21 protein-coding genes, 1 tRNA gene and 2 pseudogenes are annotated in these 23,752 nt (G+C 55.6%); 6 read left to right on the forward strand and 18 right to left on the reverse strand.

Annotated elements, in window-relative coordinates; all coding sequences use genetic code 11:
- Positions 1–45: 45 nt before the first annotated feature.
- The 3 genes from K787_RS0117355 to K787_RS0117365 all read left to right on the forward strand — a co-directional run bounded on the left by K787_RS0117355 (position 46) and on the right by K787_RS0117365 (position 4,674).
- Positions 46–3,528 (forward strand): hybrid sensor histidine kinase/response regulator, encoded by a 3,483-nt coding sequence (locus K787_RS0117355; protein WP_022964089.1) that lies wholly within the window; start codon positions 46–48, stop codon positions 3,526–3,528.
- A gap of 86 nt (positions 3,529–3,614) precedes the next feature.
- Positions 3,615–4,361 carry an AzlC family ABC transporter permease gene (locus K787_RS0117360; RefSeq protein WP_022964090.1) on the forward strand — a complete coding sequence of 249 codons (747 nt, stop codon included), beginning with the start codon at positions 3,615–3,617 and terminating at the stop codon, positions 4,359–4,361.
- The gene (locus tag K787_RS0117365) at positions 4,348–4,674 is read left to right on the forward strand and encodes an AzlD domain-containing protein (RefSeq protein ID WP_022964091.1); all 327 of its coding nucleotides are present in this window, start codon (positions 4,348–4,350) and stop codon (positions 4,672–4,674) included. The genes K787_RS0117360 and K787_RS0117365 overlap by 14 nt, the downstream gene beginning before the upstream one ends.
- Here the strand turns inward: K787_RS0117365 and K787_RS0117370 are convergent, their stop codons facing one another.
- The 3 genes from K787_RS0117370 to K787_RS0117380 form a co-directional block, all read right to left on the reverse strand.
- A complete protein-coding gene (locus tag K787_RS0117370; protein ID WP_022964092.1) occupies positions 4,675–5,901 on the reverse strand; it encodes an MFS transporter in 1,227 nt (408 codons plus the stop codon). It lies immediately after the preceding gene.
- A gap of 79 nt (positions 5,902–5,980) precedes the next feature.
- A complete protein-coding gene (locus tag K787_RS23535; protein ID WP_022964093.1) occupies positions 5,981–7,063 on the reverse strand; it encodes a metal-dependent hydrolase in 1,083 nt (360 codons plus the stop codon).
- A gap of 108 nt (positions 7,064–7,171) precedes the next feature.
- A complete protein-coding gene (locus K787_RS0117380; protein WP_022964094.1) occupies positions 7,172–7,861 on the reverse strand; it encodes a crotonase/enoyl-CoA hydratase family protein in 690 nt (229 codons plus the stop codon).
- A gap of 197 nt (positions 7,862–8,058) precedes the next feature.
- Here K787_RS0117380 and K787_RS0117385 point away from each other — a divergent pair.
- A tRNA-Ser gene (locus K787_RS0117385) sits at positions 8,059–8,149 on the forward strand.
- 563 nt (positions 8,150–8,712) lie between these two features.
- On the opposite strand, the gene K787_RS0117390 is transcribed toward K787_RS0117385, so the two are convergent.
- The 4 genes from K787_RS0117390 to K787_RS0117405 form a co-directional block, all read right to left on the reverse strand.
- Positions 8,713–9,060, reverse strand: coding sequence for a hypothetical protein (locus tag K787_RS0117390; RefSeq protein WP_022964095.1), 348 nt, complete (start codon positions 9,058–9,060; stop codon positions 8,713–8,715).
- Between the two features lie 362 nt (positions 9,061–9,422).
- A complete protein-coding gene (locus K787_RS0117395; protein WP_022964096.1) occupies positions 9,423–9,689 on the reverse strand; it encodes a hypothetical protein in 267 nt (88 codons plus the stop codon).
- Entirely contained in the window at positions 9,686–10,054 is a 369-nt protein-coding gene (locus K787_RS23540; protein ID WP_022964097.1) for a hypothetical protein, read from the reverse strand. The genes K787_RS0117395 and K787_RS23540 overlap by 4 nt, the downstream gene beginning before the upstream one ends.
- Before the next feature lie 27 nt (positions 10,055–10,081).
- Positions 10,082–10,525 carry a YfjT/YkfB family phage-associated protein gene (locus K787_RS0117405; protein WP_022964098.1) on the reverse strand — a complete coding sequence of 148 codons (444 nt, stop codon included), beginning with the start codon at positions 10,523–10,525 and terminating at the stop codon, positions 10,082–10,084.
- 128 nt (positions 10,526–10,653) lie between these two features.
- Here K787_RS0117405 and K787_RS0117410 point away from each other — a divergent pair, with 128 nt between their 5' ends.
- Complete coding sequence (locus K787_RS0117410; RefSeq protein WP_022964099.1) at positions 10,654–10,998, forward strand: helix-turn-helix domain-containing protein; 345 nt, start codon at positions 10,654–10,656, stop codon at positions 10,996–10,998.
- Between the two features lie 45 nt (positions 10,999–11,043).
- On the opposite strand, the gene K787_RS0117415 is transcribed toward K787_RS0117410, so the two are convergent.
- From K787_RS0117415 to K787_RS0117440, 6 genes are all read right to left on the reverse strand, one after another.
- On the reverse strand, positions 11,044–11,361 hold the full coding sequence (locus K787_RS0117415; protein WP_152486861.1) for a hypothetical protein: 318 nt from the start codon (positions 11,359–11,361) through the stop codon (positions 11,044–11,046).
- Between the two features lie 24 nt (positions 11,362–11,385).
- Entirely contained in the window at positions 11,386–11,874 is a 489-nt protein-coding gene (gene radC, locus K787_RS0117420; RefSeq protein ID WP_022964101.1) for a RadC family protein, read from the reverse strand.
- A gap of 23 nt (positions 11,875–11,897) precedes the next feature.
- The gene (locus K787_RS0117425; RefSeq protein ID WP_022964102.1) at positions 11,898–12,812 is read right to left on the reverse strand and encodes a recombination directionality factor; all 915 of its coding nucleotides are present in this window, start codon (positions 12,810–12,812) and stop codon (positions 11,898–11,900) included.
- An 89-nt stretch (positions 12,813–12,901) separates the two neighbouring features.
- Positions 12,902–13,906, reverse strand: a complete 1,005-nt coding sequence (locus K787_RS0117430) for a YqaJ viral recombinase family nuclease (RefSeq protein ID WP_022964103.1) — start codon at positions 13,904–13,906, stop codon at positions 12,902–12,904.
- Between the two features lie 102 nt (positions 13,907–14,008).
- Positions 14,009–14,977 carry a DUF932 domain-containing protein gene (locus tag K787_RS0117435; protein WP_022964104.1) on the reverse strand — a complete coding sequence of 323 codons (969 nt, stop codon included), beginning with the start codon at positions 14,975–14,977 and terminating at the stop codon, positions 14,009–14,011.
- A gap of 81 nt (positions 14,978–15,058) precedes the next feature.
- Positions 15,059–15,376, reverse strand: coding sequence for a hypothetical protein (locus tag K787_RS0117440; protein ID WP_028615059.1), 318 nt, complete (start codon positions 15,374–15,376; stop codon positions 15,059–15,061).
- Positions 15,377–15,756: 380 nt separating this feature from the next.
- Between K787_RS0117440 and K787_RS24840 the strand changes: the two are divergent.
- Positions 15,757–16,920 (forward strand): annotated as a pseudogene (locus K787_RS24840) (IS3 family transposase).
- 21 nt (positions 16,921–16,941) lie between these two features.
- On the opposite strand, the gene K787_RS23550 reads toward K787_RS24840, so the two are convergent.
- The 5 genes and pseudogenes from K787_RS23550 to istB form a co-directional block, all read right to left on the reverse strand.
- The gene (locus K787_RS23550; protein WP_022964107.1) at positions 16,942–19,257 is read right to left on the reverse strand and encodes a DUF2357 domain-containing protein; all 2,316 of its coding nucleotides are present in this window, start codon (positions 19,255–19,257) and stop codon (positions 16,942–16,944) included.
- Positions 19,258–21,057 (reverse strand): McrB family protein, encoded by a 1,800-nt coding sequence (locus tag K787_RS24385; protein ID WP_022964108.1) that lies wholly within the window; start codon positions 21,055–21,057, stop codon positions 19,258–19,260.
- A complete protein-coding gene (locus K787_RS0117465; protein ID WP_022964109.1) occupies positions 21,047–22,327 on the reverse strand; it encodes a DNA cytosine methyltransferase in 1,281 nt (426 codons plus the stop codon). Before K787_RS0117465 ends, K787_RS24385 begins: the two co-directional genes overlap by 11 nt.
- Before the next feature lie 345 nt (positions 22,328–22,672).
- Positions 22,673–22,876, reverse strand: a pseudogene (locus K787_RS25610) (YqaJ viral recombinase family protein); the annotation flags it as partial.
- A 94-nt stretch (positions 22,877–22,970) separates the two neighbouring features.
- Positions 22,971–23,726 carry an IS21-like element helper ATPase IstB gene (gene istB, locus K787_RS0117470; protein WP_022964110.1) on the reverse strand — a complete coding sequence of 252 codons (756 nt, stop codon included), beginning with the start codon at positions 23,724–23,726 and terminating at the stop codon, positions 22,971–22,973.
- Between the last annotated feature and the right edge of the window lie 26 nt (positions 23,727–23,752).

Here is a 23,752-nt window from a genome sequence, read left to right on the forward strand (position 1 = left end):
GACCAATGGGTTTGGGTTTATAACGCAAGGGTATGCTGACCACTCATGATGCTTTCCGGCGCACTGGTTGCCTCCATCTTCCTGCTTTACATGGCCTTGCTGTTCGCCATCGCCTTCTGGGGTGACCGCCAGACCAACGAATTCAATCCGCGTCTGCGGGTTTGGGTCTACAGCCTGTCGCTGGCCGTCTGGTGCACCAGTTGGACCTTTTTTGGCGCCGTAGGCATGGCCTCCGAACAGCTCTGGAACTTTCTGCCCATCTACATCGGCCCGGTGATCCTGTTTCTGTTCGGTTGGCGGCTGTATGCGCGCATGATCGCCATCAGCAAGCAGGAAAATATCACCTCGATTGCCGATTTCATCGCCTCGCGTTATGGCAAGTCACAGACGCTGGCGGTCGCGGTCAGCTTACTCTGCCTGGTCAGCGTGTTGCCCTATATTGCTCTGCAGTTGAAAGGCATCGTGCTCGGCTTCAATCTCTTAAGTGGCAACGCCGCAGCGGGGGGGGATCTGGGCGAGGCGGCCGGGGCCGAGGATACCGCGCTGATTGTCACGCTGGTACTGGCGCTGTTCACCATCCTGTTTGGTACTCGCAGCCTGGACGCCACCGAACACCATCGCGGCATGATGCTGGCGATCGCCTTCGAGTCGATCGTCAAGTTACTCGCGTTCCTGGCCGTGGGCGCCTTTGTTACTTTCAGTCTGTTCGGCGGTGTCGGTGATCTGATCGAGCGCGCCAGCAGCAGTGTTGAGCTGCACGATTACTGGCAACGCGAGACGCTGTTTACCAATCTGTTGTTCCAATCCTTTATTGCCATACTGGCATTCCTCTGCCTGCCTCGGCAGTTTCAGGTGGCAGTGGTGGAGAATATCCAGCCCGGCGATCTGCGCATGGCGCGCTGGGTGTTCCCTGCGTATCTGATCCTGGCTGGGCTATTCGTTATCCCCATCAGTCTGGCCGGGCAGATGACCCTGGGGCCGGGGGTGTCGGCCGACTCCTACGTTATCAGTATCCCGTTGCTGGAAGGGCGCCCGTTGTTGGCATTGCTGGCGTTTATTGGCGGAGCCTCGGCCGCCACCGGTATGGTCATCGTGGCGGCCATCGCGCTCAGCACCATGGTCTCCAATGACGTGGTGCTGCCGCTGCTGCTGCGCAACCGTAACCGCCCCGAGCGCACCTACGAAGAATTTCGTGGCCTGCTGTTGAATGTGCGCCGCACCAGCATTTTGGTAATCCTGCTGCTGGCCTATGTGGTCTACCGGCTGATCGGCTCGGCCGGTAGTCTGGCCAGTATCGGCCAGATCGCCTTTGCCGCCATAGCTCAGTTGGCCCCGGCGATGTTTGGCGCGCTGTTCTGGAAGCAGGCCAACCGCAGCGGCGTGTTCGCCGGTCTGTTGGTGGGTATCACTCTGTGGTTCTATATGTTGATTCTGCCATTGCTTGGCGGTGAGCTGGAGGGCTGGCCATTACTGGATCCGTTGTATGCCAGTTCACTCGGCCTGCCGATTGACAGCCTGACGCTGGGCAGCCTGATTTCTTTGGCCGGCAATGTGATTGTTTTTGTGATGATTTCCCTGCTTAGCCGTACCCGGGTGCTGGAACACTGGCAGGCCAGTCGCTTCGTCAGCCAGGATTCCCAACAGTGGCATGATGGCCCCAGCCGCGCGTTGTTACGCGTCACGCTGGAAGATTTGCTGGCGCTGGCCGGGCGCTTTGTGGGTGAAGAGCGGGCGCACAAGAGCTTCCTGCGCTTTGCCGAAATACAGGGCAAACCGCTGGTGCTGAATCAGAACGCCAGCAGTGGCTGGATTACCCACAGCGAACGTTTGCTGGCTGGCGTGCTGGGTGCTTCTTCGGCGCGGGTGGTGGTCAAGGCCGCTATCGAGGGTCGCGATATGCACTTCGATGATGTAGTGCGCATCGTCGACGAGGCCTCGGAAGTATTACAGTTCAACCGTGGATTGCTGCAAGGTGCCATCGAGAACATCACACAGGGTATCAGCGTAGTCGACAAGGAGCTGCGACTGGTGGCCTGGAACCGCCGTTACCTGGAAATGTTCGAGTATCCGGAAGGGCTGATCTTCATCGGCCGGCCGATTGCCGACATCATTCTGCACAACGCCGGTCGGGGCCTGTGCGGGCCCGGTGACCCGCAGGACCACGTGGAAAAGCGCATCAACTGGATGCGCGAAGGTACTGCGCATCGCTCCGAACGGCTGTTCCCTAGCGGGCAAGTGATCGAAATCATCGGTAACCCGATGCCCGGTGGCGGCTTCGTTATGAGTTTTACCGACATCTCTGATTTCCGCCGTGCCGAGCAGGCCCTCAAGGAATCCAATGAGAGCCTGGAGCAACGCGTGGCCGAGCGCACCCGTGAGTTGTCCGAGCTGAACCAGGCGCTGATCCAGGCCAAGGCCCAGACCGAGCGCGCAAGCCAATCGCAGAGCCGCTTTTTGACTGCAGTCAGTCACGATCTGATGCAACCGATGAACGCGGCGCGGCTGTTTTCCGCCTCACTCTCGCACCAGACGCATCTGCCGGCCGAGGCCGAAGAGCTGGTCAGACACTTGGACACCTCACTACGCTCGGCCGAAGACTTGATCTCCGACTTGCTGGATATCTCCCGCCTGGAAGCCGGCCGCATTCGGCCGGAATGGACCGATTTTGCCCTGCGCGACCTGCTCGAGCCGTTACGTATCGAGCTCGGTGCCATGGCGGTGGAGCAGGGTGTGGACCTACGTGTGCATATCAGTAGCCTGCGCGTGCGCAGCGATATGCGCTTGCTGCGGCGCGTATTGCAGAACTTCCTGACTAATGCTTTCCGCTACGCCGGGCGCTCCAAGGTCGTGCTCGGCGTGCGCCGTATGGATGATCGGGTGCGTATTGAAGTCTGGGATCAGGGTCCGGGCATCCCCGAAGACAAGCTCCAGGTGATCTTCGAAGAGTTTCAACGGCTGGACAGTCACCGGACGCAGGCGGAGAAGGGCCTGGGGTTGGGCCTGGCTATCGCCGACGGCCTATGCCGGGTGCTTGGCCATGAACTGGCGGTGCGGTCCTGGCCGGGCGCCGGTAGCGTCTTCAGCGTGACCGTGCCGCTGGCGCGCCAGAAGCACCGCGCCAGTACCAAGGCCGGTGAACAAGTCAGCCCCATCGTCAGCGGTGCGCAGGTGCTGTGTATCGACAACGAGCCGAACATCCTCACCGGCATGCAGAGTTTGCTCAGCCGCTGGCAATGCCATGTCGCTGTTGCGCGGGATCGTAATGAAGTGCAGCAGGTGCTAGCTCAGGGCTTCGTGCCTCAGTTGGTGCTGGTGGATTATCACCTGGATGCAGGGGACACCGGCGTCGAACTAATGCAGTGGTTGCGCACGCTTCAGAGCGCGGAGCTGCCTGGGGTGATCATCAGTGCGGACGGGCGTAGCGAGCTGGTCACCCAGATCCGCCTGGCGGGGCTGGATTTCCTACCCAAACCGGTCAAGCCGGCGGCACTCCGGGCCTTGATAAGCCGCTATGTCAAACTCCAATAGAAGCACTCTTGGTACCCAACTGTATCTTGTCCAGCGGCGGGGGAGGCTGTTAGTTTAAGTCGCCTCATTTGCAGGGGTTAAGTTGCATGTCTTCGCGGTTCAAAACGGCCTTGCTGGGCGCTCGGGATACCATTCCTATGCTGATCGGCGCGCTGCCGTTCGGTATCATTTTCGGCACGCTGGCGGTGTCTTCGGGGCTGTCGGCCGGTGCCACCCTGGCCATGTCGGCGCTGGTGTTTGCTGGCTCCGCGCAATTCATTGCCATCGGCCTGATTGCCTCGGGCACTGGCCTGGTAGTGATTCTGCTGACCACCCTGATCGTCAACCTACGTCATATGCTTTACAGCGCCAGCATGCTGCCCTACGTTCGGCATCTGCCGCAACGCTGGCGTGTGCCGCTGGCCTTCTGGCTGACTGACGAAAGCTTTGCTGTAGTGCACCGTTATTATCTGGACGCTACTGTGCCGTTGGCAGGCAAACACTGGTATTACCTCGGCTCCTGTCTGGCCATGTACAGCAACTGGTTTGCCTGCACCCTGGTCGGGGTGCTGCTCGGCCATGCATTGCCGGGCATGGCCGATTGGGGGCTGGATTTTGCTATGGTCGCGACCTTTATCGGCATCGTGGTGCCTTTGCTGCGCACCCGACCCATGCTGGTCGCGGCGCTGGTGGCGGCCGTGGTTGCGGTCGCGGCGAATGGCTTGCCGTACAAACTGGGCTTGATGCTCGCGGCCTTGCTGGGCGTGGTCGCAGGTGTGGTCGCAGAGCGATTACAACCACGCACGAGCTACCCGGCCGAGCAGAATCAGGGGGTGACCGATGAATCCCTATGAAATCGCCCTGATCGCCGGTATGGCGGTGATCACTTTCGCCATCCGCTACACGTTGTTCGCCGTGGGCCATAGAGTGCGCTTTAGCCCGCTGGTGACCCAGGCGCTGAGCTATGTGCCCGTGGCGGTACTGACCGCTATAGTCGCGCCAGCGATGTTGATGCCTGACGGCGCTCATCTGGATCTGGCACTGGATAACGCCTATCTGATCGCAGGCATAGTCGCGATTGTGATCGCGGCCAAATGGCGCAACCTGCTGGCCACCATCATCGGCGGCCTGGCGTTCTTCTTTATTTGGCGCTGGCTGTTTGGCTGATTACCAGAAGGTCGCCCGGCCACTGCGCACTGCGCTGATCATCAGCGTCAGGGCGGCCAGGGAAATCAGCGTGGTGAAGCCCAGCACAGTCGTGCCAAAGCCGATCAGATCACTGGTAAAGCCCACGCCCAATACCACCGAGGCCATAGTCAGATAGGCCATCAGATAGAACGCCGAGATGATGCCGCCGCGCTCAGCCGGCGGCGCTACCTGGCTGATCGACGCAATAGCCACCACCCCGGTAGCCCCGGCGCCTGTGGCCGTCGCCAGCGTGGCCAGACCGAACAGCCCTGGAGAACTGAGCAACACCGATGCGGCCATAATCATCAAACCGGCAATCAGTATGCTCGGGCCGGCGATCAGCAAGCGGTTCAACGGCTGACGCTGGCAGGCGAACTGACTGAGCCCGGCCATCAACTGCCAGGCCGCCGCGAACAGCCCGGCCACCGCGCGGTCACTGATGCCGGTCAAATTCATCGCCAGCGAAGGCCCCAGAGACGCATACAAGCTACCGGTCGACCAGGCCAGGCAGATTGTCGCGGCAGCAAACACAAAGGCGCCCAGTAGCTCCCGCGGGACCTTGATGGTGGTCGGACGCCAGGCGCGTAGGCGGAAATTGCTCTGGCGCTGACCGATATGGGTCGGCCAGGGTGCCGTCAGTAACAAAATGATAGTGCCCAGGCTGAGCGCGATGACTACCATAAACGGCCAGAGGTCGGCACCGGAGCCGAAATAGAGCGCGAGCGAGCTGACCGTGGGCCCGGCAAAGGCGCCCAGGGTGAAAAACAACGCAGATAAGGTCGCGGCGCGGGTCCAGTTCTCGTTCGGCTCCAGTTCCACCAGCGCTGCCGATGCCGCACCGGTGACGATCCCGGTGCCAATGCCGGTCAGAATGCGCGCCAGCCCGAGCCCATAGATATCTTCGGCGAGCATAAAAGCGACCGCCCCACCCAGAATAAACAGCAGGCCAGGCACCATCATTTGCCGGCGGCCGAGCTTGTCCGACAGCGACCCTAACGTCAGCAGGGTAGTGACCACCCCGAGTACGTAGATGGAAAATACTGCCGTCAGCGCCGTGGAGGAAAAACCCCAGCGCGCCTGCCAGAAAGAATACAACGGGGTCGGCAAGTTGCTGGCGAAGATGGTAGTGAAGATCGCCAACAGCGCCGCGACCATGGCCAGGCCACGACGGTCTTCTGCTGCTGGTGACTCTGTCGAACCTGTCATGCGCCTGTCCCCGCTCTCAATCCACGCATTATCGCAGAGAGCCGGGCGGCTTGCGCGCTTGATGCGCCATCAGCGGCGCTTATGACCCAGGGCCAGACTCGGCCAGTTGCAGCGGTGAGCGCCCCAGATCCTTGGTCAGCTCGCGCAGGGACAGGCGATAGCTGCTATCCAGTGCGCGCTTGCGCAGGTCGCTTAGCCGGCTCAATCCTCGCGGGCCGGCCGGCCATTGCTCGACATACTCAATCAGTTGCGCGCTCTGGTCCTGCGGTTCCACCTTCGCCAGGGCGAAGCGGAACGGGTGGTAGCCGGTCATGCCCAGACGCAGATCTGTGACCACCCACTGATTGTCGATCAGGTCGTAGCGCAGAATGTCGCCAGTGAACCAACGCAGGCGCTCATGCTGTGCGGAGCCTTGCAAGGCGGGGGCAGCGGCGGAGTACTGGCGCGGCAGGCGTTCCAGTGCCGGCGGCTCGTCGTCGAACCAACTGACCAGCCCCTCGTAATAATTGTCGCCATCCACGGCCACCACGCGCCAGAGCACGGTATTGAACGGGGTAGGGGTAATGAATACCGCCTGCGGCTGGATATCGTCCCGGGCCAGCGCCAGCTGCAGGTTGCTTTCGGCCATCTGCTTGCCTACCAAAGTGCTCGCCAGGTACAGCGTGCTGATCATGAGCGCAGCGTATTGCAGCGTCCGTCCCTTGCCCTTCAAACCGATGATCAAACCCGTTATCACCGCCAGCAATAAAGGCACGCTGTAAAGAGGATCGATGATAAAGATGCTGGAGATGGATACTGGCGGCGTGGTTAGCGGCCAGAACAGCTGTGTGCCGTAACTGGTAAAGGCATCGAGCAGCACATGGGTGGCTAGAATCAGCCAAATGCATAGCCCCAATCGTACTCCCGAGTAACCCGGATTCGGTCGCCATCTTCGCCAGCCCCAAGCTAGCAACAGGCTTAGGGCCGTCAACACGAACAGTGAATGGCTAAAGCCCCGGTGGTAGGTCATGTTGGCCACGGCATCACCGTAGTTGATCACCACATCCATATCCGGCAACGTGCCCAGCAGTGCGCCAGCTACCAGCGCCTTGCGACCATGCCAGCGACCCAGCATGGCGCCACCAATCGAGGCGCCCAGCATTGCCTGGGTAATCGAATCCATCAGGGCTTCTCCAAAAAGAGGTTGTCCAAAAAAAAGCCAGCATAAGCTGGCTTTTGGGTTACTGCAGCAGTAAATCGATTCGTTATTTTACCAACCGATCGTCAGCGCTTAGAGTGCGTGTTGCTTGTCGATCTCGATCGACTGGTCCAGCAGCTCCAGCAAAGCCTTACGAGTCTTCAGCTTGGTATTGCGATGCGCGCTCATATTCAGCTTGGTCAACTGCAGCGCCATCTCCATCGCCTTGACCTCCAGTTCCTGCGCAGGCACCACTTTGTCCAGGAAGCCCGCGTGCACCGCGTCAGTTGGGTCGAACATCTCGGCATTGATCACCGAGCGGTTGAACGCGCTGTTGGTCAGCCGCGCACGGGCCAGCTCGATGCCGACATGGTGCATGGTCATGCCGATAGCGACCTCGTTCAGGCCGATCTTGAACGGACCTTCCACCCCGATACGGTAATCGGCTGAGAGCAGAATAAAGGCACCCTTAGCCACCGCATGGCCGGTACAGGCAACCACCACCGGGTAAGGGTGCGACAGCATTCGCCGCGCCAGCGTCGAGCCCGCTGCCACTAGCGCCTTGGCTGCATCTGCGCCAGAGGTCATCACCTTCAGGTCATAACCACCGGACAAAATCCCCGGCTGGCCACTGATCATCACCACGGCCTTGTCCTTCTCGGCCTGATCCAGCGCCTGGTTGAACGCCTCGATCACCGCAGGGGAAACGGCATTGACCTTACCGTTGTTCAGGCCCAGCCGCGCTACACCATCGGAAAAACTGTAGGAAACCAGCTCGCTCATGGAAGCATCCTCAATAGACTATAAACAGCCGGGAACGACTGTATCAGTGCTGCAGTGTACCAATATAAAGATGACCGGCCAGTTCCAGATCACAGCCCCGCCTAGCCGCAGACCCCAGACAAAAAGCGTTTGCCAAGCCAGGCTTGTTTCGGTACATTAGCGCGCCTTGGAACCGGCCCGCTGGTTCCAAGAAATACGGAGAGGTGGCCGAGTGGCTGAAGGCGCACGCCTGGAAAGTGTGTATACGTTAATAGCGTATCGAGGGTTCGAATCCCTCTCTCTCCGCCAGATATATAGTGAAAAGCCCCGCATTGCGGGGCTTTTTCATTTCTACCTTCTTGTGGCCCATACCTTGGCCCATGCTTTGGCGCCGGACAGTGAACAGAGATTTTTTCTCATTGCTTGTTGTCTCATGACCGGCGAAGAAAATTCTGCTGTTTGGTTTTGCAGCGATTTATCCGCTTGTCACTGGGCCTGATTCTCACTGGGTTTATTGAGGCTACTTTGTACAGGTTAGGCTGCATCATGGTGTGATCTGTTATCTGCTCGTAAACCTTCGCAGTTTAGAAAGACGCGATTGAGGGAAGTAGGCGGTAGGTGTTGGGTTCGTGAACCCATAGTGGAGTGGAGAGCCCCGTGCCTTTATGCGGTTGCACTCTTACGCGGCCACCACAAGTCGCCAACTGTTCGGGCGAGGATGCCGAGCGGGTTGCTGGGACTATAGGAACTGCGCGCCCATTGGCGTCAGCTGTCTGATTTCTGCATGCTCATGCTCTTGAAAATAGCGATCGCTGCGTGACCCGTAAGCTTCAGGTCCTTCCCAAGAGCATTTACATGTGTCTTGCTGTTTTTTAAAGGGTTGCAGGCTGGCTACGCAGCCAGAACGTATTGATGTCGAGTTTTGAGTTTTGCATACACGTCAGTAAGCGTGCGACGTATGAGTTGAGCTGGGTGCGCTTTTTATAGAGATATTCAGCGTACTTGTCGGGAGAAAGGTGGAGCGCGATCTCAAGTTCTTCAACGCGAATGACGGCATCTTCTCGAAGATAATCATCTTGCAAATGCAGCACTCCTGTTGAAAGCGCGGCTATCATTTGAGCCTGTAAGTCAGGCGAAAACTGATCTAAAAATGCTTGATACTCTTCAACGCTATTAAGCTCGGTTTGCTCTAAGTTTTCTAGTGCTTCTAGTAATTCCATTTTTGTTCTCCAGTCTGCAGGTAGTTTGTATGGGGGCTATGTCCACCGTTTTCAAGGGCTTTCTTGACTACATAACTGGCTGCAAAGGCGATTAGTCTTCGAGGCACGCAACAGCCTTCTGCAGTTAAGGGGGCGTTGTAAATGTGCGGAGGGGAGGGGGCTTAGAGGTCTGTAGTCTTTTGCCGTTGCAGGTCTTTCAAAGATGGGCGTGGCATTTCATGCTTGATTTTTACGCCACGGGTCGAATAACGACAAAAAACCAGCGCCATTCTCGCAAGCCTATGCAGGTTTTTTTGCATGTTTCTGAGAAAAAAAGAGAGTTGGCGACGTTATTGCCCCGCCTGCGGCGGGGCGGTTCTAGCTCACTTTCTACATGCCAGCGCTGCCTTCATAGTGCTTTCCATCAAAGCATTATTGGGTGGGTACTCCATACTCAGTCGGTCCAGGTCCTCACGGCCATATTTCTTCTCCAGCTTGCCAAAGATGCATTGGCAATCCGATTTGGGTGCACCGGCATGCATGCACCCAGAGATGAATTGTCCTCGGATCGGGTCGCTATCAGAGCAGGCGACGACAGCAACGGTGATCATTGCCATCGTGGCTAGGTTGCGCAGTTTTACTGCTTTCATCTGAGCACCAACGCCGCGCCAACAAAGACGCCGATCACCAACCCTATGACCTGCGGTCCGATTGCCCAGAACACCCTGATCCAGATCAGGCTGAAGAACCCGCCTTGGGTAAAAACGGCGCTTGGTCGGGCAAAGCGACGAAGTGCATCGCCAAGAAGGGCACCGGCAATTCCAAGTATGACACCTAGCAGTACCGCGAAGACCTTGGCTGCGGTACTGGCTCCCAGTACTAACGGGGAGGTATTTGATGTGACGCTAAAGATGGCCAGGGCAGTCGCGGCTATTCCCCAGCCAATGGCAGCAGGGGCCCAGGCCGCCATGTCGAAGTCATCCTGGCGGTCAAAGTCGTTCATGTTGTCGTCCATTTGTTTGTTCCTTGTGTTGAAAGCTGATTACCAGGCTGGGTTGCAGTCGTTGGCGGCGGCATCCAGCGGTTGGGTGCCTGCCTTGAGCCCTTTGGTCGACAAGTTGACAACGTGGCCACCGGCGGCGATTTGTAGTCGATTTGCTTGTCGGAAGGCTTCCCAGAACTGGGCTTTGAATATGTCCGCGCAGACTCGGCAGTCGGTATAGAAAGGGTTGCTAAACGTCACGCCATCGACGATGACGTCAAATCCTTGCTCGCTTTCCGAGTCGTAGCGCTCGCCCTGAATGGTTGCTTCGGCAGAGATATACCCCTCGCTGGGGCAGGAGATCAGTAGCGCATTGTTGTTGCCGTCATCGACGGCATGCTCAGAGGTGCCCATAGCCCAACCGCTGGTCCATTCATCGGTGCCGGCGAGGGCTGGAGCGGCAATCAGGCAAGCGAGGGTGAGTGTCAGAGGTGTCCTTGTCATGGTGTTTCCTTGGTTTGATAATTGAACGGGTTTGGTTGGATTTCAACTAATTAGGTTGAGTTTCAGCTTATCCGGTCCTTCATGTCAACGAGTCGTTGCCCAACCATTCGGGTTGGATTGGAGGGCATATGAAAGAAGACACGCAGGTTGCACTGGCAAGGTCCATCGGTGAGGTCATTGCACACCGACGTTCTCTCGCCGGGCTCACGCAAGAAGAGGTGGCGGAGAAGTTGGGATTGGGTAACGAAGCGGTGTCGCGACTGGAGCGTGGCAAGGCGACGCTGTCTGTCGTGAGGTTGCTGGAGCTGGCGGAGGTATTTGGCTGTGAGGCTGCTGACCTTCTGACCGAATCCAGTGTCCGGGTAGATGATCAGGCTAGGCAGCTACAGCAATTGCTAACCAGGCTGAACAGTGATGACCGAGCGCTTGTCGTGGGCGTTGTGAGGCAATTGAGCGAACGGCTGGCCTGCTAAGGCCAGCACATCGCTCCTTGAAGCCTGGATGCCGACACGTGGTATTTATGATTCATCCCTTTCCATGATCCCGCAGCTCAAGCACAACCGATCAAAACTACCGAACCAGTTGCGCTGCATGACATCGGCCAGCTCGCGGGCCTGCTGCTTGCTGGCGCTCTGGTTGGCGGCGATGACCGGTATCAGCTCTGCCATGCTGGCGAGGCTGGTCCAGGGTTGATCAGTTGGCACCTCCTTGATGGCCGAGTGCTGATAGTGGCGCAGGGTGCAATCCAGTAGGGCCGCTACCAATGCCAGTGGATAAAGATGGTGTCGATGTATTGATGTCGCTGCACCACAGGCGCAACAGTGGGTAGAAGGCATGCTGACCTCTCCGAGAAGTAAAGGTTAAATTAGCCCGCGTTCGGCGAGGCTGACAGACGTGGTACCGCCGACCACCAGGTGATCGAGCAGGCGCACGTCAATGGTTTGCAGGGCTGTTTGCACACGCTGGGTGAGTGCGATATCCGCCTGACTGGGTTCGGGGTTGCCGCTGGGGTGGTTGTGCGCAAGGATCACAGCGGCGGCATTGCTGTTCAGCGCCGCTTTCACGATCTCACGCGGATACACGCTGGCACTGTCGATGGTGCCGTAGAACAACCGCTCAAAGCGCAGCACGCCATGCTGGCTGTCGAGCAGGATGATGCCGAACACCTCACGTTCTTCGGTGCTCAGCGTCATACGCAGGTAGTCCCTTACCAACGCAGGACTGGTCAGGTAGCTACAGCGTGCAAAGCGTGCCTGCAGTATGGCTTCGGCCCAGCTCAGTACCTGGCTTTCAGACACAGGCAGGCCGCCGCTGGCCTGGCAGGCCTCGGTGTGTTGGGTAGTGCACATGGTATTTCTCCTGAGAGGCTTGGTCAGGCCGGGGCCTGAGTTGAGGGTGGTAAAGCGGTGCCGTCAGCACGTGCTTGCAGACGTGCCTGTAGGCTGGGTGGGGCTTCGGGTGAGGTATTGCGGGTGCGTTCTGGTTTACCGTCGGGGTAGAACTCCTCCAGTACCTGGCGGCTTTCGTCCTCGGTATCTTCAAAGGCGCCGTTGGCAAACCCTTGGCGGGCTGCTGCATCTAGTGCCGGCTGATCAAAGCCTGCCTCATGGCGAGCCTGATCAATTGTCTGTGCTTGCTGCAGCGCCTCTTCAAGCGTCATGCCCTGGCGTGCGGTCAGGTCGACGTAGTAGATGGGAGTGCCATGGCTCTGGCGGGTGGACTTGCCGCGTAAACGGAGTTCCAACGGCAAGCAGGCCAGCCGGCCTCCAGACAACGCCTGAAAGTACTGCAGACGAGCATAGAGGGTACGGATGCTGTTGTACCCGGTGGTTCTGAACACAAAGCTGCCGAGCGGATCCTCATCCCCAATGGCAACATTCAAGCGCCCGTAGGGTTTGCAGTTACCGCCCTGGGCCAACGGGCAGCCATCCGGTGATGGGCATGGCAGTGCCTTGATGCCTTCGTTGCAGCGGCGCTTGCAGTGCTCGCCGTCGCCGACACACAGCGGTCGACCAGAGGTGCGATCAAACAAGGCGTACTGCGCCCGAAAGTTCAGGTCTGGATCGTTGAACAACAAGCGGACGGGAATGCTACGCAGTTTGTCTCCGGCCTCAGTGCGCAGCGTTTTGTCCAATGGGTGAAGCAACCATTGACCGTCGTGCTGCACCTGCGAGGTCAGGGTGAACTGGTCATCCTTCTCGGGTAAGCGTTTGCCTTTCTTTTCGATGACTTTTCCGATAGCGATTCGGCCCAGCACGGGCGGCGTTATAGCGAGACCTTTAAGCATGGCGATACTCCTGTAGACGTAAAAAAGCCCCGAACAGCGAGAGCTGCCCGAGGCGAGGGGAGGTGGTAGTGGCGGGAGTTGGAGAGGTGTTAACTGATCAGGAAGCGGCGACTGCCTTCCTTTACTTTGCTGTAGCGGGCTTTGAGGTCGGGGTTATCGTTGAGCAGGCTGTCGGTATCCAGCACAGTGCTGTCCTTGCTGCGTTTCCAGGTGATCTGGCCGCCGGCAAAGGTGGCACGACTGACGTCGCCCATGGCCTGTTGCAGTACCTGCTTCAGCTCAGCTTCCCGTTGTTGCTGCTTGCTGATGGTCTGCTTGAGGGCCTTCAGCTCAACATACGCCACGCTGAGCGCGGGATTGCCACTCAGATCAAGCGTGCGACCATTGTCCTGAGGGTAGAGGCAACGCAGTGCCTGATCTGCCGAATCGCTGCCATCAGCCGGTGGCGGCGTATCATCGACAACGTATTGCCAGAAGCGACGTTCCAGCTCGATCAGGTTGGCGATCATCTTTTCATCACGCTCAATACGATGAATCTCCAGATCCTGACCGCCAATCAGCACAGCCACATCCGCTGCCTGCTTACCGGTCACTGCCAGCTGGTGCATCACCTGCAGTTGCACGTACTCCGGCACGCCATCCTTCCACAGCCTGGCGCCGTTAATGCCAGCGGTTTTGCACTCCAGGATCTGCACCTCGGCTGAGCCGACCACCTCACGGTCGAGGTTGGCCATCATCCAGCGCAGGTCCGGGTCTGAGTGCTGCAGTACGGCGTTCACCTTGCGCACCTTCAGGCCAGTGCGCTTGCTGTATTGAGTTGCAACAATGGGTTCGAGAATGGTGCCCCAGAATGCCGGTGTGCCGTCGTCGTTAGCGTCAATCTGCGGCATCGCAGCGTCACGCCCGGTTTTCTCAAGCCATAGCGCCAGCTGCGATTTGTATGGGTTCAGTCCCACGGCGGCAGCGGCGTCTGAGCTACCGATTCCACCTTTGCGTACGGTCAGCCATTGCTCGCGGTCCAGATTGGTGGTGCTGACCAGGCGTAGCGCAGTGCCTTTTCTCGGGGGCGTGGGTAAGTGTTGTTCCGTTTTCATGTGATTTACTCCAACGTTGTGTGAACACCCAGACGCAAAAAAGCCCGGTCAGCAGAACTGGCCGGGCTTTATGTCGTTAAGGGCAGGGATTGAGTGCTTGGTTTAGGCGACCAACTGGATGGCGTGATCCAGCGCTTTTTGTTTCAGTGCGGCGCCTTGGCCGAACCAGGCAGAATCCAGGCGGTGGTCGGTGCTGCGAGCACGCTTTTCGTGATCAACAAACTCGGTTACCGCATTGAGTAGGCCCCAGGCTGTGTCTTGTGCTGAGATCAGTTGCGCGCCTCGTCCCTGGCCCTGATACAAGTCCTGAACCTTCTGCAGTGCCCGGTGCTGCGGCAACTGCTTACGGTCCTCCAGGTCGGTGTCCGTGCTGCAGATCACCTGCAGGAAGTACCGCAGGGCCTCCTTCGGCTTCACCTTGCGTTCAGACAAGGTTTTCATGCGGTACATGAATTCACTCCATTGAGAAACCGAGATGCCGAGCTGCTGCTTGACTCGCTGTGAGTTGAACTCGGTGCTGTGCGGTACCCGAATGGCCTGAGAAGCGCCATTCACGGCGATGGCCAAGGTGTTGTTGCAGACCACTCGCACGGTTGTTGGGGTGGCCATCGTGGCCAGGGTCCCGTCACACGAAGTGGCTAGCAGCAGGTAGCCGTTCACCTCATCACGACCCTTGAGCACACTGCTTTGGCCGGTGCGAGCAAGCGCCCAGAACTTTTTGCCGCCCTTGAGCACACCCGCGGTCTCCAGCTCATAACCGGCGTACTCGGTGAGGTCGCGATAGAACTCCAGCACCTCATTGGGCTGCACTACCTTGTAGCGGTTGGACACAACGGACAGCGGCGCTTTGGTGTCAGAGCGATAGAGCACTTTCTGTTCAGGGTAGGAATGAATGCTGCCCAGGTGAGAGCTCGCGCCAGCAACAAAGCGCACCGGGGACTCCTCAATGTGCCAGTCCATCCCGGCTTCGCGCTGCCAGATCTCCAACGGTTGGTTTTGGGACAACTGACTACCCAGCCCATGCCAGGGGGTAGCGCCAACAAACGCCATGTTCTCGATGTGATGTGTCATGAAAATCTCCTGATAAAGGGCATAAGTGCCCATCCGGAATCAAAAGCCGGGTAGGGCGGTGGTAAGAGGAAAGGGATGCGCTTAGAAGTGGTTGGAGCAGTCGTTGCAGCGGTGGTGGCAGAGCAGTTCTTCATCCAGAACAGTGCCAAGGCGGATGCCGGCAATACAGCCGATAAGCGCGCCGCTGATGGCGCCAAGCACGGCACCGGATGCCGTAGCTGCTGGACCAGCGATGCTGAACACCGCAGCGCCAACGCGAGCGCCTTGCACGGCCCCTTTGGCGGAGCCGGCTGCGCCACTCAGTGCGCCAGCAACTGTGCCCACAGCGCCGCCGATACGCTTGCCGTAGTGACAGCGCTGCACGCTATGGGAATGACAGACAGGACAGGATGGGATCACGAAAAATCACCTCATGCAGAGCCGGTTGAGCCGACCGGCTGGGTATGCTCATGTGGGTGATATAGGTTTCAATTTCTTTTCAATCGAGGCTGTGGCAGGCAGCTTGGAGGTCATCTCGCCCCCAATTAGATAATTTGAAGCTGACGCAGCGATCAAAGAGGTGCAGGGCTCGTATGGGAAAGTCATTCAAAAGGATTTACTGACTGGTGACATCCGTTGATACCGCGATGGTTCTACCCCTCAGAGTTTCACGAGTTGATTCAGGCTCCCAAGCACCGATTGGTAATGATTAGCGGCCCTTGACGATGCACCTTGTAGTGGTCTACTAATCCCGGACACCGAAATGGGTGGTAAATTTACCGCCATAGCTGAGGTGTTCCATGACAAGACAACGTCGTACGTTTTCAACTGAGTTCAAGCACGATGCCGCGTTGCTGGTTCTAGACCAGGGATACTCGGTCATAGAGGCAAGCAAGTCCCTGGGAGTTGGAGAAACAGCACTACGACGCTGGGTCGACCAGTTACGAACCGAGCGCGACGGCGGCACGCCCAAGGGTAAAGCTTTAACCCCAGAGCAACAGAAGATTCAGGAGCTCGAAGCCCAGATCAATCGGCTTGAACGGGAGAAAGCGATATTAAAAAAGGCTACTGCTCTCTTGATGGCGGACGAGCTCGATCGTTCGCGTTGATAGACCGGTTAAGTGAGCATGAGCCTGTTGAACTGGTCTGTGAAGCGTTCGGCATCTCCCGATCCAGCTACTACGATTCCCGGCGTCGACGGAAGCAAATTGATCCCGAGAAATTGATGCTGCGCAGTAAGGTAAATCAGCTGTTTAACGAGAGCCGGAGCTCTGCGGGTAGCAGAACGATCATGGGATCGATGCGCGAAGAAGGGTATCAAATTGGCCGGTTCAAGGTTCGAAGCCTCATGCGCGATCTTGGGTTGGTATCCAAGCAGCCAGGGCGTCATGCGTACAAGTCCGCTACCGTTGAGCGAGTGGATATCCCGAACCATCTGAACAGAGAGTTTGCCGTGCAAGCGCCTAACCAGGCTTGGTGTGGCGACATTACCTATATTTGGGCGTCAAGGACGCTGGTGTTACCTTGCCGTCGTCTTGGATCTGTTTAGCCGTCGTGTTGTGGGCTGGGCGCTATCGAGTCACCCGAATGCAGAGCTGGTCATAAGAGCGCTGGATATGGCTTATGAACAGCGAGCCCGGCCTCAGGACGTGATGTTTCACTCGGACCAGGGAAGCCAGTATGTCAGCCGCAAATTCAGGCAACGGTTATGGCGCTACCGTATGAGGCAAAGCATGAGCCGACGGGGCAACTGCTGGGATAACGCGCCCATGGAGCGGCTGTTCCGCAGCTTGAAGTCAGAATGGATACCAAGCACCGGATACGCCACGTTCAAAGAAGCACAGCGAGACATCAGCTATTACCTGATGACACGGTACAACTGGCTAAGACCACATCAATTCAATGATGGTTTAGCACCTGCCAAGGCAGAGGAAAAACTTTATCCACTGTCCGGAATCAGTTGACCACTACAAAGATCGCCATCACTAGCTATAGGTTGAAAAAAACTCGCTAAGACTAATGATCTCATGTTCGCTAGGAACACAGGACTTGTCCACAAACAAGTCGAGTTCAGGCGCTATATTAAAATCACAGACAAGGTAGAGCGCATCACTTTGTACGGCGGGATAACCGGCCGCTGACATCGCTTCCGCGGTTTGGACCCTTACGCCAGTGCTACACAATTCAGCGAAAAAATTCGAGGGACTGAAATCAGGGGAACAAATAAATATATAGTGAGCTGTTATCAGCCGGCGCTGTAGCGCAGAGAGGTCACCGCTATTCGCTATTCGGAGCGTGTACTTATTCTCGCGCTTCATCCATTCGAAGTGGGGTCGGCTGATCGCAGTACTGATTAGAACAAACCTATCTGAGGGGGGCGGAAGACGCTCACCCGTATCGTTATGGAACTCTTGAAGTGGAATAAACAATCCCGCTGCGTTGCGGGTTTTATGTATTCGGAAATTATGGTAATCGTTTTGTTCCCTCTGGGTCGCACGGTCAGAGACGTGCTCAACAACCTTGCTTAAGAAAGTTTTAAGTGCTTGATTATCAGATCCAGGATGTAGTGGAAAAGCACCGAGGCCGGGTAGAATTTCGCAGTACTCCGCCCAGTTTTTATGCGTATCACCAGGGTATAAGATATAAGCGCCATGTGTCCTGCGGATAGCATCACGATAAGCGTGCATTTTCAAAAGATCGTCGGGCTTGTATTTGCTAGCCCCCGGCATTTCGCCGTCGGCTTGAAGAGTTCCACTTTCTTTCCCGAAGATCTCTTGTATGTCATCAACACGATATTTGGCGTCGAAATGAAGGTGCGCAATTAGCTCCTGTCGCTCGGCCTCGTCTGCACTGATTTCGCTATCACCTATCTGACTAGGCCAAAGGCTTAATGTGTAATCCGGGCGCATTCTCTCAGTCCATGATCCTGTCTGGTCGCGCTTCCGGTTACTGCTAAATGTCCGATTATAGCCGAACTGCACGCGCAAGCTGCGTCCGTGAATGTTGAGGGTAGCGTCAAACGCTAGGTGCTCCCCGGCTTTCAGCTTCACCCCGAAACCATCCTCAGTCTCTTCTATTAGGGTTTGGGAGAGAGGCTTGCTCAACCGAAAATACTCGGCAAAAATAGACAACAACTTAAAGAACACCCAATACTCGTACAGGGTTGCTATGTCTCTCTGCCCAGCTCCGTATACATCCTCCCCAGCGTGCCATACGAGCCGGGCGGCTACGTCAAATTTTAGCCAAGAATGAAAAACCTCGCGATAGCCGGCTCTTCTTTGAAGAACAGGACTTCCTAGTGGAAGAATACTCATCCTCGATAGGTTGTGGAAAAAACTTGATTTAAGAGAATACAATAGAGATCCCTCCAAACTTGCGATTTGCGTTCGAAGTCTGTGGTCTGCCTCGCTTCGCTTAAGGCCCTTATGCGCCCTTGAGGCCTCAATTACCTCCAACCTTTGATCCATGCTTCTCAAAAACGCTAAAAAATTTTCGAGTATAAATTTTATAAAACGGTTTTCACTCGTGTCTTCTGTTTGAGTATTCCTAGATGTTGGAATGCGCTCTGGAACTGATGGCAATAACTTCGACAAAGGATGACTAAGGGGAACGGGAACACGGCGAGAAGATCTGGAAATTGTGCGCATTGTTTTTGCGTTCGGACGAAAAGATCGCCGAACGTCAATATCTTGCTCTTCAGTTTCCCACCGTTTGTGTGGGTGAGACGCTATCCTCGCAAGGGCATCTTTAAATTGGCGCGAGCCAATTAGGGTTCGCAAAAAGGCAAACCGTTGGTGTATGGTCTGCGAAGATTTTCCGGGAGACGGGCACGCTTTTAAATGGGTAGGCGCTCTCAGATCCATAGCTAGATCGACACAAACTTCCGTTATCTCATCAAGCATCTGCCTGTAATGCTCACGATGGCCAAGTTTGCGCGGCCTGATCTCTAAAGCAGCAGTGCCCAGAACGCTTCCATACTTATCTTTAACGAGTAATCCAAGCCGCCCCGTGTGCAATCCAGTCACTATGGTTCCGGTATAAGCCAGCTTGGGGTTCGAGCTTGGAAATACCACACCACTGCCGGAGTCTTCGGCTAATCTAAGGTCCGGTTGAGAAATCTCGTATTCATACCGCAGGCCTTCGAGAAGCTGTACGGCCTCCTCACCAAAGACAACTGACTCATCGTAAGTCAGGCGCTGAATTGCTTCATCTTTGCCAGGTGGCGCATAGATGGACATAGTTAATGGCGCCGCACTTGGGCCAGAAAAAATAACGGATACACAGGAAGATAATTTCGCCATTTACGCCTCAGCGAAACTCGTAAAGCCATCTTGCAAGCGCTCTTGCATGCGACGTATTTTTTGTAAGCTGTGTTGACAGTCGTACTTCTCGCAGTATTCACTCAGAGTATCGAGCACTGGACCTAATCGTCGTTCGGATCCGTGCAGTTTCGGCAGAAGTTTCTGTAAAATTTGAGCATCCAATGCATCGTTTAGTTTCCACCCTGGTCCAGTGAGTTGTGCGTGGAAATAAGTGAAGCGAGTGATCTCAAGTGCCGTCCTAAAGCCAAACTCAGCACCGATAGCTGCCAGATGATTAAAAGCTTCAGTCAGCCTCTGATTCAAATCAAGTTTGATATTAGAATGCCCAGCTATCGATGCATCTAGAGTCTCAAGATCTAGTTTCTGAATACTGCTGGCAGTAATGAACGCTTGGGAATAGATAGCCCCCCGGCCAGCTAATGCATGGATATCAACTGCTTGTGGGCTTTCCAGGAACGAGCTTATATCTGCTGAGGAAGCCCTAAATTCAATCACATTGGATCTATCCAGAACTTTCGGCGAGAACATATACGTCGTCTCATCTACATTAACGGTGCCGATTATGTAAAGATTTTGCGGGAATTTAATTCTAGGTGGCACGCCCTCTCCACCAGTGCCACTCATTAAGTCTGATTCTGAAGAATGAAGTGCGATAGTTTGTTGGGATTCAATTGCGGATAAGATATCAGAAAAATAGCGTTCCACATGAGATAAGTTCATCTCATCGAGAATAAGAAAATACGGTCTCTTGCTATCGTTCGAAGCTCTCAGAATGATGTCCAGTGCTCCGCTTGTCGGTTTGCAATATTGACCTTTTTGAAGGGCATCCGCATAACCAAGAACACTTTCATTGGAAGTCCAGTCGGCTCCAACAGCAACTATTCGATATTGCTCGGGGGTGCTTGACATCCATGCAGCGAATGCGTGTGCGAGCTTTGTCTTCCCCGATCCAGAAAGTCCGGTGAGAATAAGAAACGGTTTGGCAAGCAGTGATGCAACAGTATTAAGAGATAGAGAGGGTGCAAACGAAAGGTTTGCGAATTTCGCAGCATCGACGAATGCTTTATCTGCACCGGTAATACTGTGTTCTTGTTGAGCAGGAATGCCTGGCGTAGAAAGGTCTTTACTTATTTCTGATAGAGTGTCTTTATCCCACAACCTCCATACAGCTTTAGAGCCCGTGCCTGATTTTGCTATTCCCCCGGTACGCTCCAAGAGAGCCAGCATCAGATTCAATCTTCTTTCAGCGACTCCACTAATTGCTGGATGATTTGTAGAGCTGGCGAGTGAAAGAGTTTCTACTAATTGATCTTTCCCTGGGCGATATGCTGTCTCAATTCCAAAAAAAATTTCTGCAAGAGATAATGGTCGTCCAGCTTTTAAAAAAGCTTCAGCCAAAATTCTAAAAGGATATTCGTCGTTCTCGGAGTAGTGCTCACAGACCGCGATCAAATGTTCGCGTGCGCTCAATGAGCCTTCTGCGATCCGACGCCCCTGAGGTGTTAATCTGAAGGTCGTGTCGAAGGACGCGACTTTAGTGTTGGTCCACGCCTTTGAAAAATCTCGGAAGTACGGCCTGAAAACCCCTGTATCCTGATCTTTATCCACCCATTTTAATGATGGAAACCTTTCTTGCAGCTCTTCATATATAGGGGCCTGCTGGTCATACACTGTCTCGCCTTCGTGACGAGAAATTATCTCAATCACACCTAGCCAGACATCTGGAGCCCACGCGCCTTCAGACCCCGAATCTATCTTTGTCCAGGCTTCATAAGTCATCTATGTTCCCCGTAAAAAGATGCTCCTGTCCGAGGAGCGAAATAATCTGTTTTAAACTTCTTCGTTCGCCGTCAAACAAATTTTGCATTAGTTCACGTCCCACTAGCGCCCCTAATAACGGAGGGACAGCGTTTCCAACTTGCCGAATCGGATGTCTTGACGTGCCAGAGAACGACCACCAGTCAGGGAATGTCTGCATGCGTGCAGACTCCCGAGGTGACACCTCACGAGGCTCTGTCGGGTGAACATGACCTTTTCCGCCACCTTTGTCCGACCCCACAATAATTGTGTAGCTTGGCTTTTCAGGGTGAAGCTTGTTTATTCTGGTCTTCGAATCTCGCTCACCGAATGCTAGATTCTTATATCGCTCAATTATGCGTTCGCTGTGCTTTCTGCTCGTATGGTTTGCGAGCTTTTCTCCGAGAGGAGGCAGTCCTCTTAATCCATCCGTCACTGTACGATACGGTAAAAATTTTCCTAGACTCTCGTCAACAAGCGATGGAGACTGCGTACATATTTTTGGGATGGAGCTTAGCTTCTTGCCATCGCGACTGCCTACGATAAAAATTCTGTCTCGGAACTGTGGAACCCCGTAGTCAGCAGCATTGAGGCGAAACACCGAGAGAGTGTAATTAACGTCTTTACCGGGGGCCTCGAGTTTTTTACAAAGTTGCTTAAACGTTTCACCCCCGTCAATTGTAAACAAACCAAATACGTTCTCGAATATAAACGCTTTTGGCTGAATGTCGCTTATTAGCCGAAGATACTCGTATGCGAGGAGACCTCGTGGATCATTTACCCCGCGTCGTTTCCCGAACACGCTAAAGGCCTGGCATGGAGGGCCGCCTGCCATCAGGTCTAATTCACCTTTTAAGACCCCTGCCGCCTCCATCACCTCTTGAGAAGTCAGCTCCGTAACATCCGCTTGCCGTATCGATGCAGATTTCAAGAAGGGAATTCCTTTGCTTTTGCAAAATTCCTTGCTGTTCTGTAGCGTTTGGCAGCTATGATAATCAATGTCGGTTGCAAAAACGGTTTCAAAACCGGACGCTTCAAGGCCTAAGTCGAGTCCACCGCCGCCACTAAAAAGAGAAACCAACTTACGCACTTTAGTTTCTTCAGGCTCCGTTTTCGGCTTCTGATGGGTTACCTTGGCGTCGGCGTTGCCTCCGAAGTCATAGCTCAAATTGGCATGCCCACTTGTCGCGTTCGCTCTTTCATCTATTAAGTTACTCTTCAGTTCGATTGGACGATTCTGCGTCACTGTCATGATCTCTCTCAAATATGGACAATTGCCCACTGTCGCAGATGTACTCTTCTGCGCGACTTAAAAACCACCCTTTTAGGGTTTTGCCTTCACGGCTTAAGGCCGTATACAGGTCCCTTTTTACCCCAGGGTCGATCTCAACGACGATCCGCCCACTTGTGCCGACACTCATTTTTCACCCCGCTCTGTTATGTTGCCAATGTAACATAACAGAATGCCTTTCGTGTCGAGAGCGTTTAGATCGGTTTAGACGTGAGTGTACGGATCGGATTGAAAGCTGTATATAAATACAGTGTTAAGCGTGCGCAGCACTATAAGTGTTGTCGAGTCAAAATGGTAATGTGCGGTTCGCCAGAGTTTGGCGCCATTGATGTCGGCAGTCTTGCCTTCGATGATCTGTACCTCTGCACTGCCAATAACCTCACGGTCGATGTTGGCCAGTATCCAGGTAATTCTGGATGCTGCAGTACTGCATTCACTTTGCGGACCTTTTTACCCGTGCGGCGCTGATGCTGGGAAGCGACCACGGGCTTCTAGGACCACACCCCAAAACTGCGTATTCCGGCGAACGTGACCGGTCATACCGGTGATCGTGACCGATTTGCACACGGCCTTCACGCTGGAACGGGTTTTGTACTCTGAGCGGTCACGATGGGTCAATCGATACCGCGTTTTGAGCGTTAGCCTTTCTCAGTGATTCTCCCTTCAGATTGAGCCGGTGGGCGCCGTGCAGGAGCCGGTCCAGGATGGCGTCGGCGAGCGTGGCGGAGCCGATGTAGTCGTGCCAGTGTTCGGTGGGTAGCTGGCTGGCAATGAGCGTTGAGCCACGTCCATGACGGTCCTCGATCACCTCCATCAGATCCTGTCGTTGCTGGGCATTGACCTTCTGCATGCCCCAGTCATCCAGGATCAGCAGATCGGTTTTCAACAGCTGCGTCATCAGGCGGGCGTAGCTGCCATCGCCGTGGGCGATCCGCACTTGCTCGAACAGCCGTGGCACCCGCAAGTAGCGGACGGATAGCCCTTGGCGGCAGGCCTGGTTGCCCAGGGCGCAAGCCAGCCATGTCTTGCCACAGCCGGTGGGACCGGTGATACACAGATTCAGCGATTGACCGATCCAGTCACAGCTGGCCAGGCCTGCCATACGGGAACGTTCCAGCCCTCGCGGGTGGCGATAGTCGATGTTTTCGATGCAGGCCTGCACGCGCAAGCGAGCAGCCTTCAGTAGCCGGTCCAGCCGACGGTTCTCCCGGTGCAGCACTTCCCGGTCTACCAGCAGGGCCAGGCGCTCCTCGAACGCCAGGTCATGGGTTGCGGGCTGCGCCCGCTGCTGTTCCAAGGCGTCGCACATGCCCGTTAGCTTGAGGTGGCGCAGGGTGTTGAGTGTGTTGTGAGTCAGCATAGGTCTCTCCGGGATCAGTGGTAGTA

The sequence above is a fragment of the Halopseudomonas pelagia CL-AP6 genome, from assembly GCF_000410875.1.
Lineage (GTDB): Bacteria > Pseudomonadota > Gammaproteobacteria > Pseudomonadales > Pseudomonadaceae > Halopseudomonas > Halopseudomonas pelagia.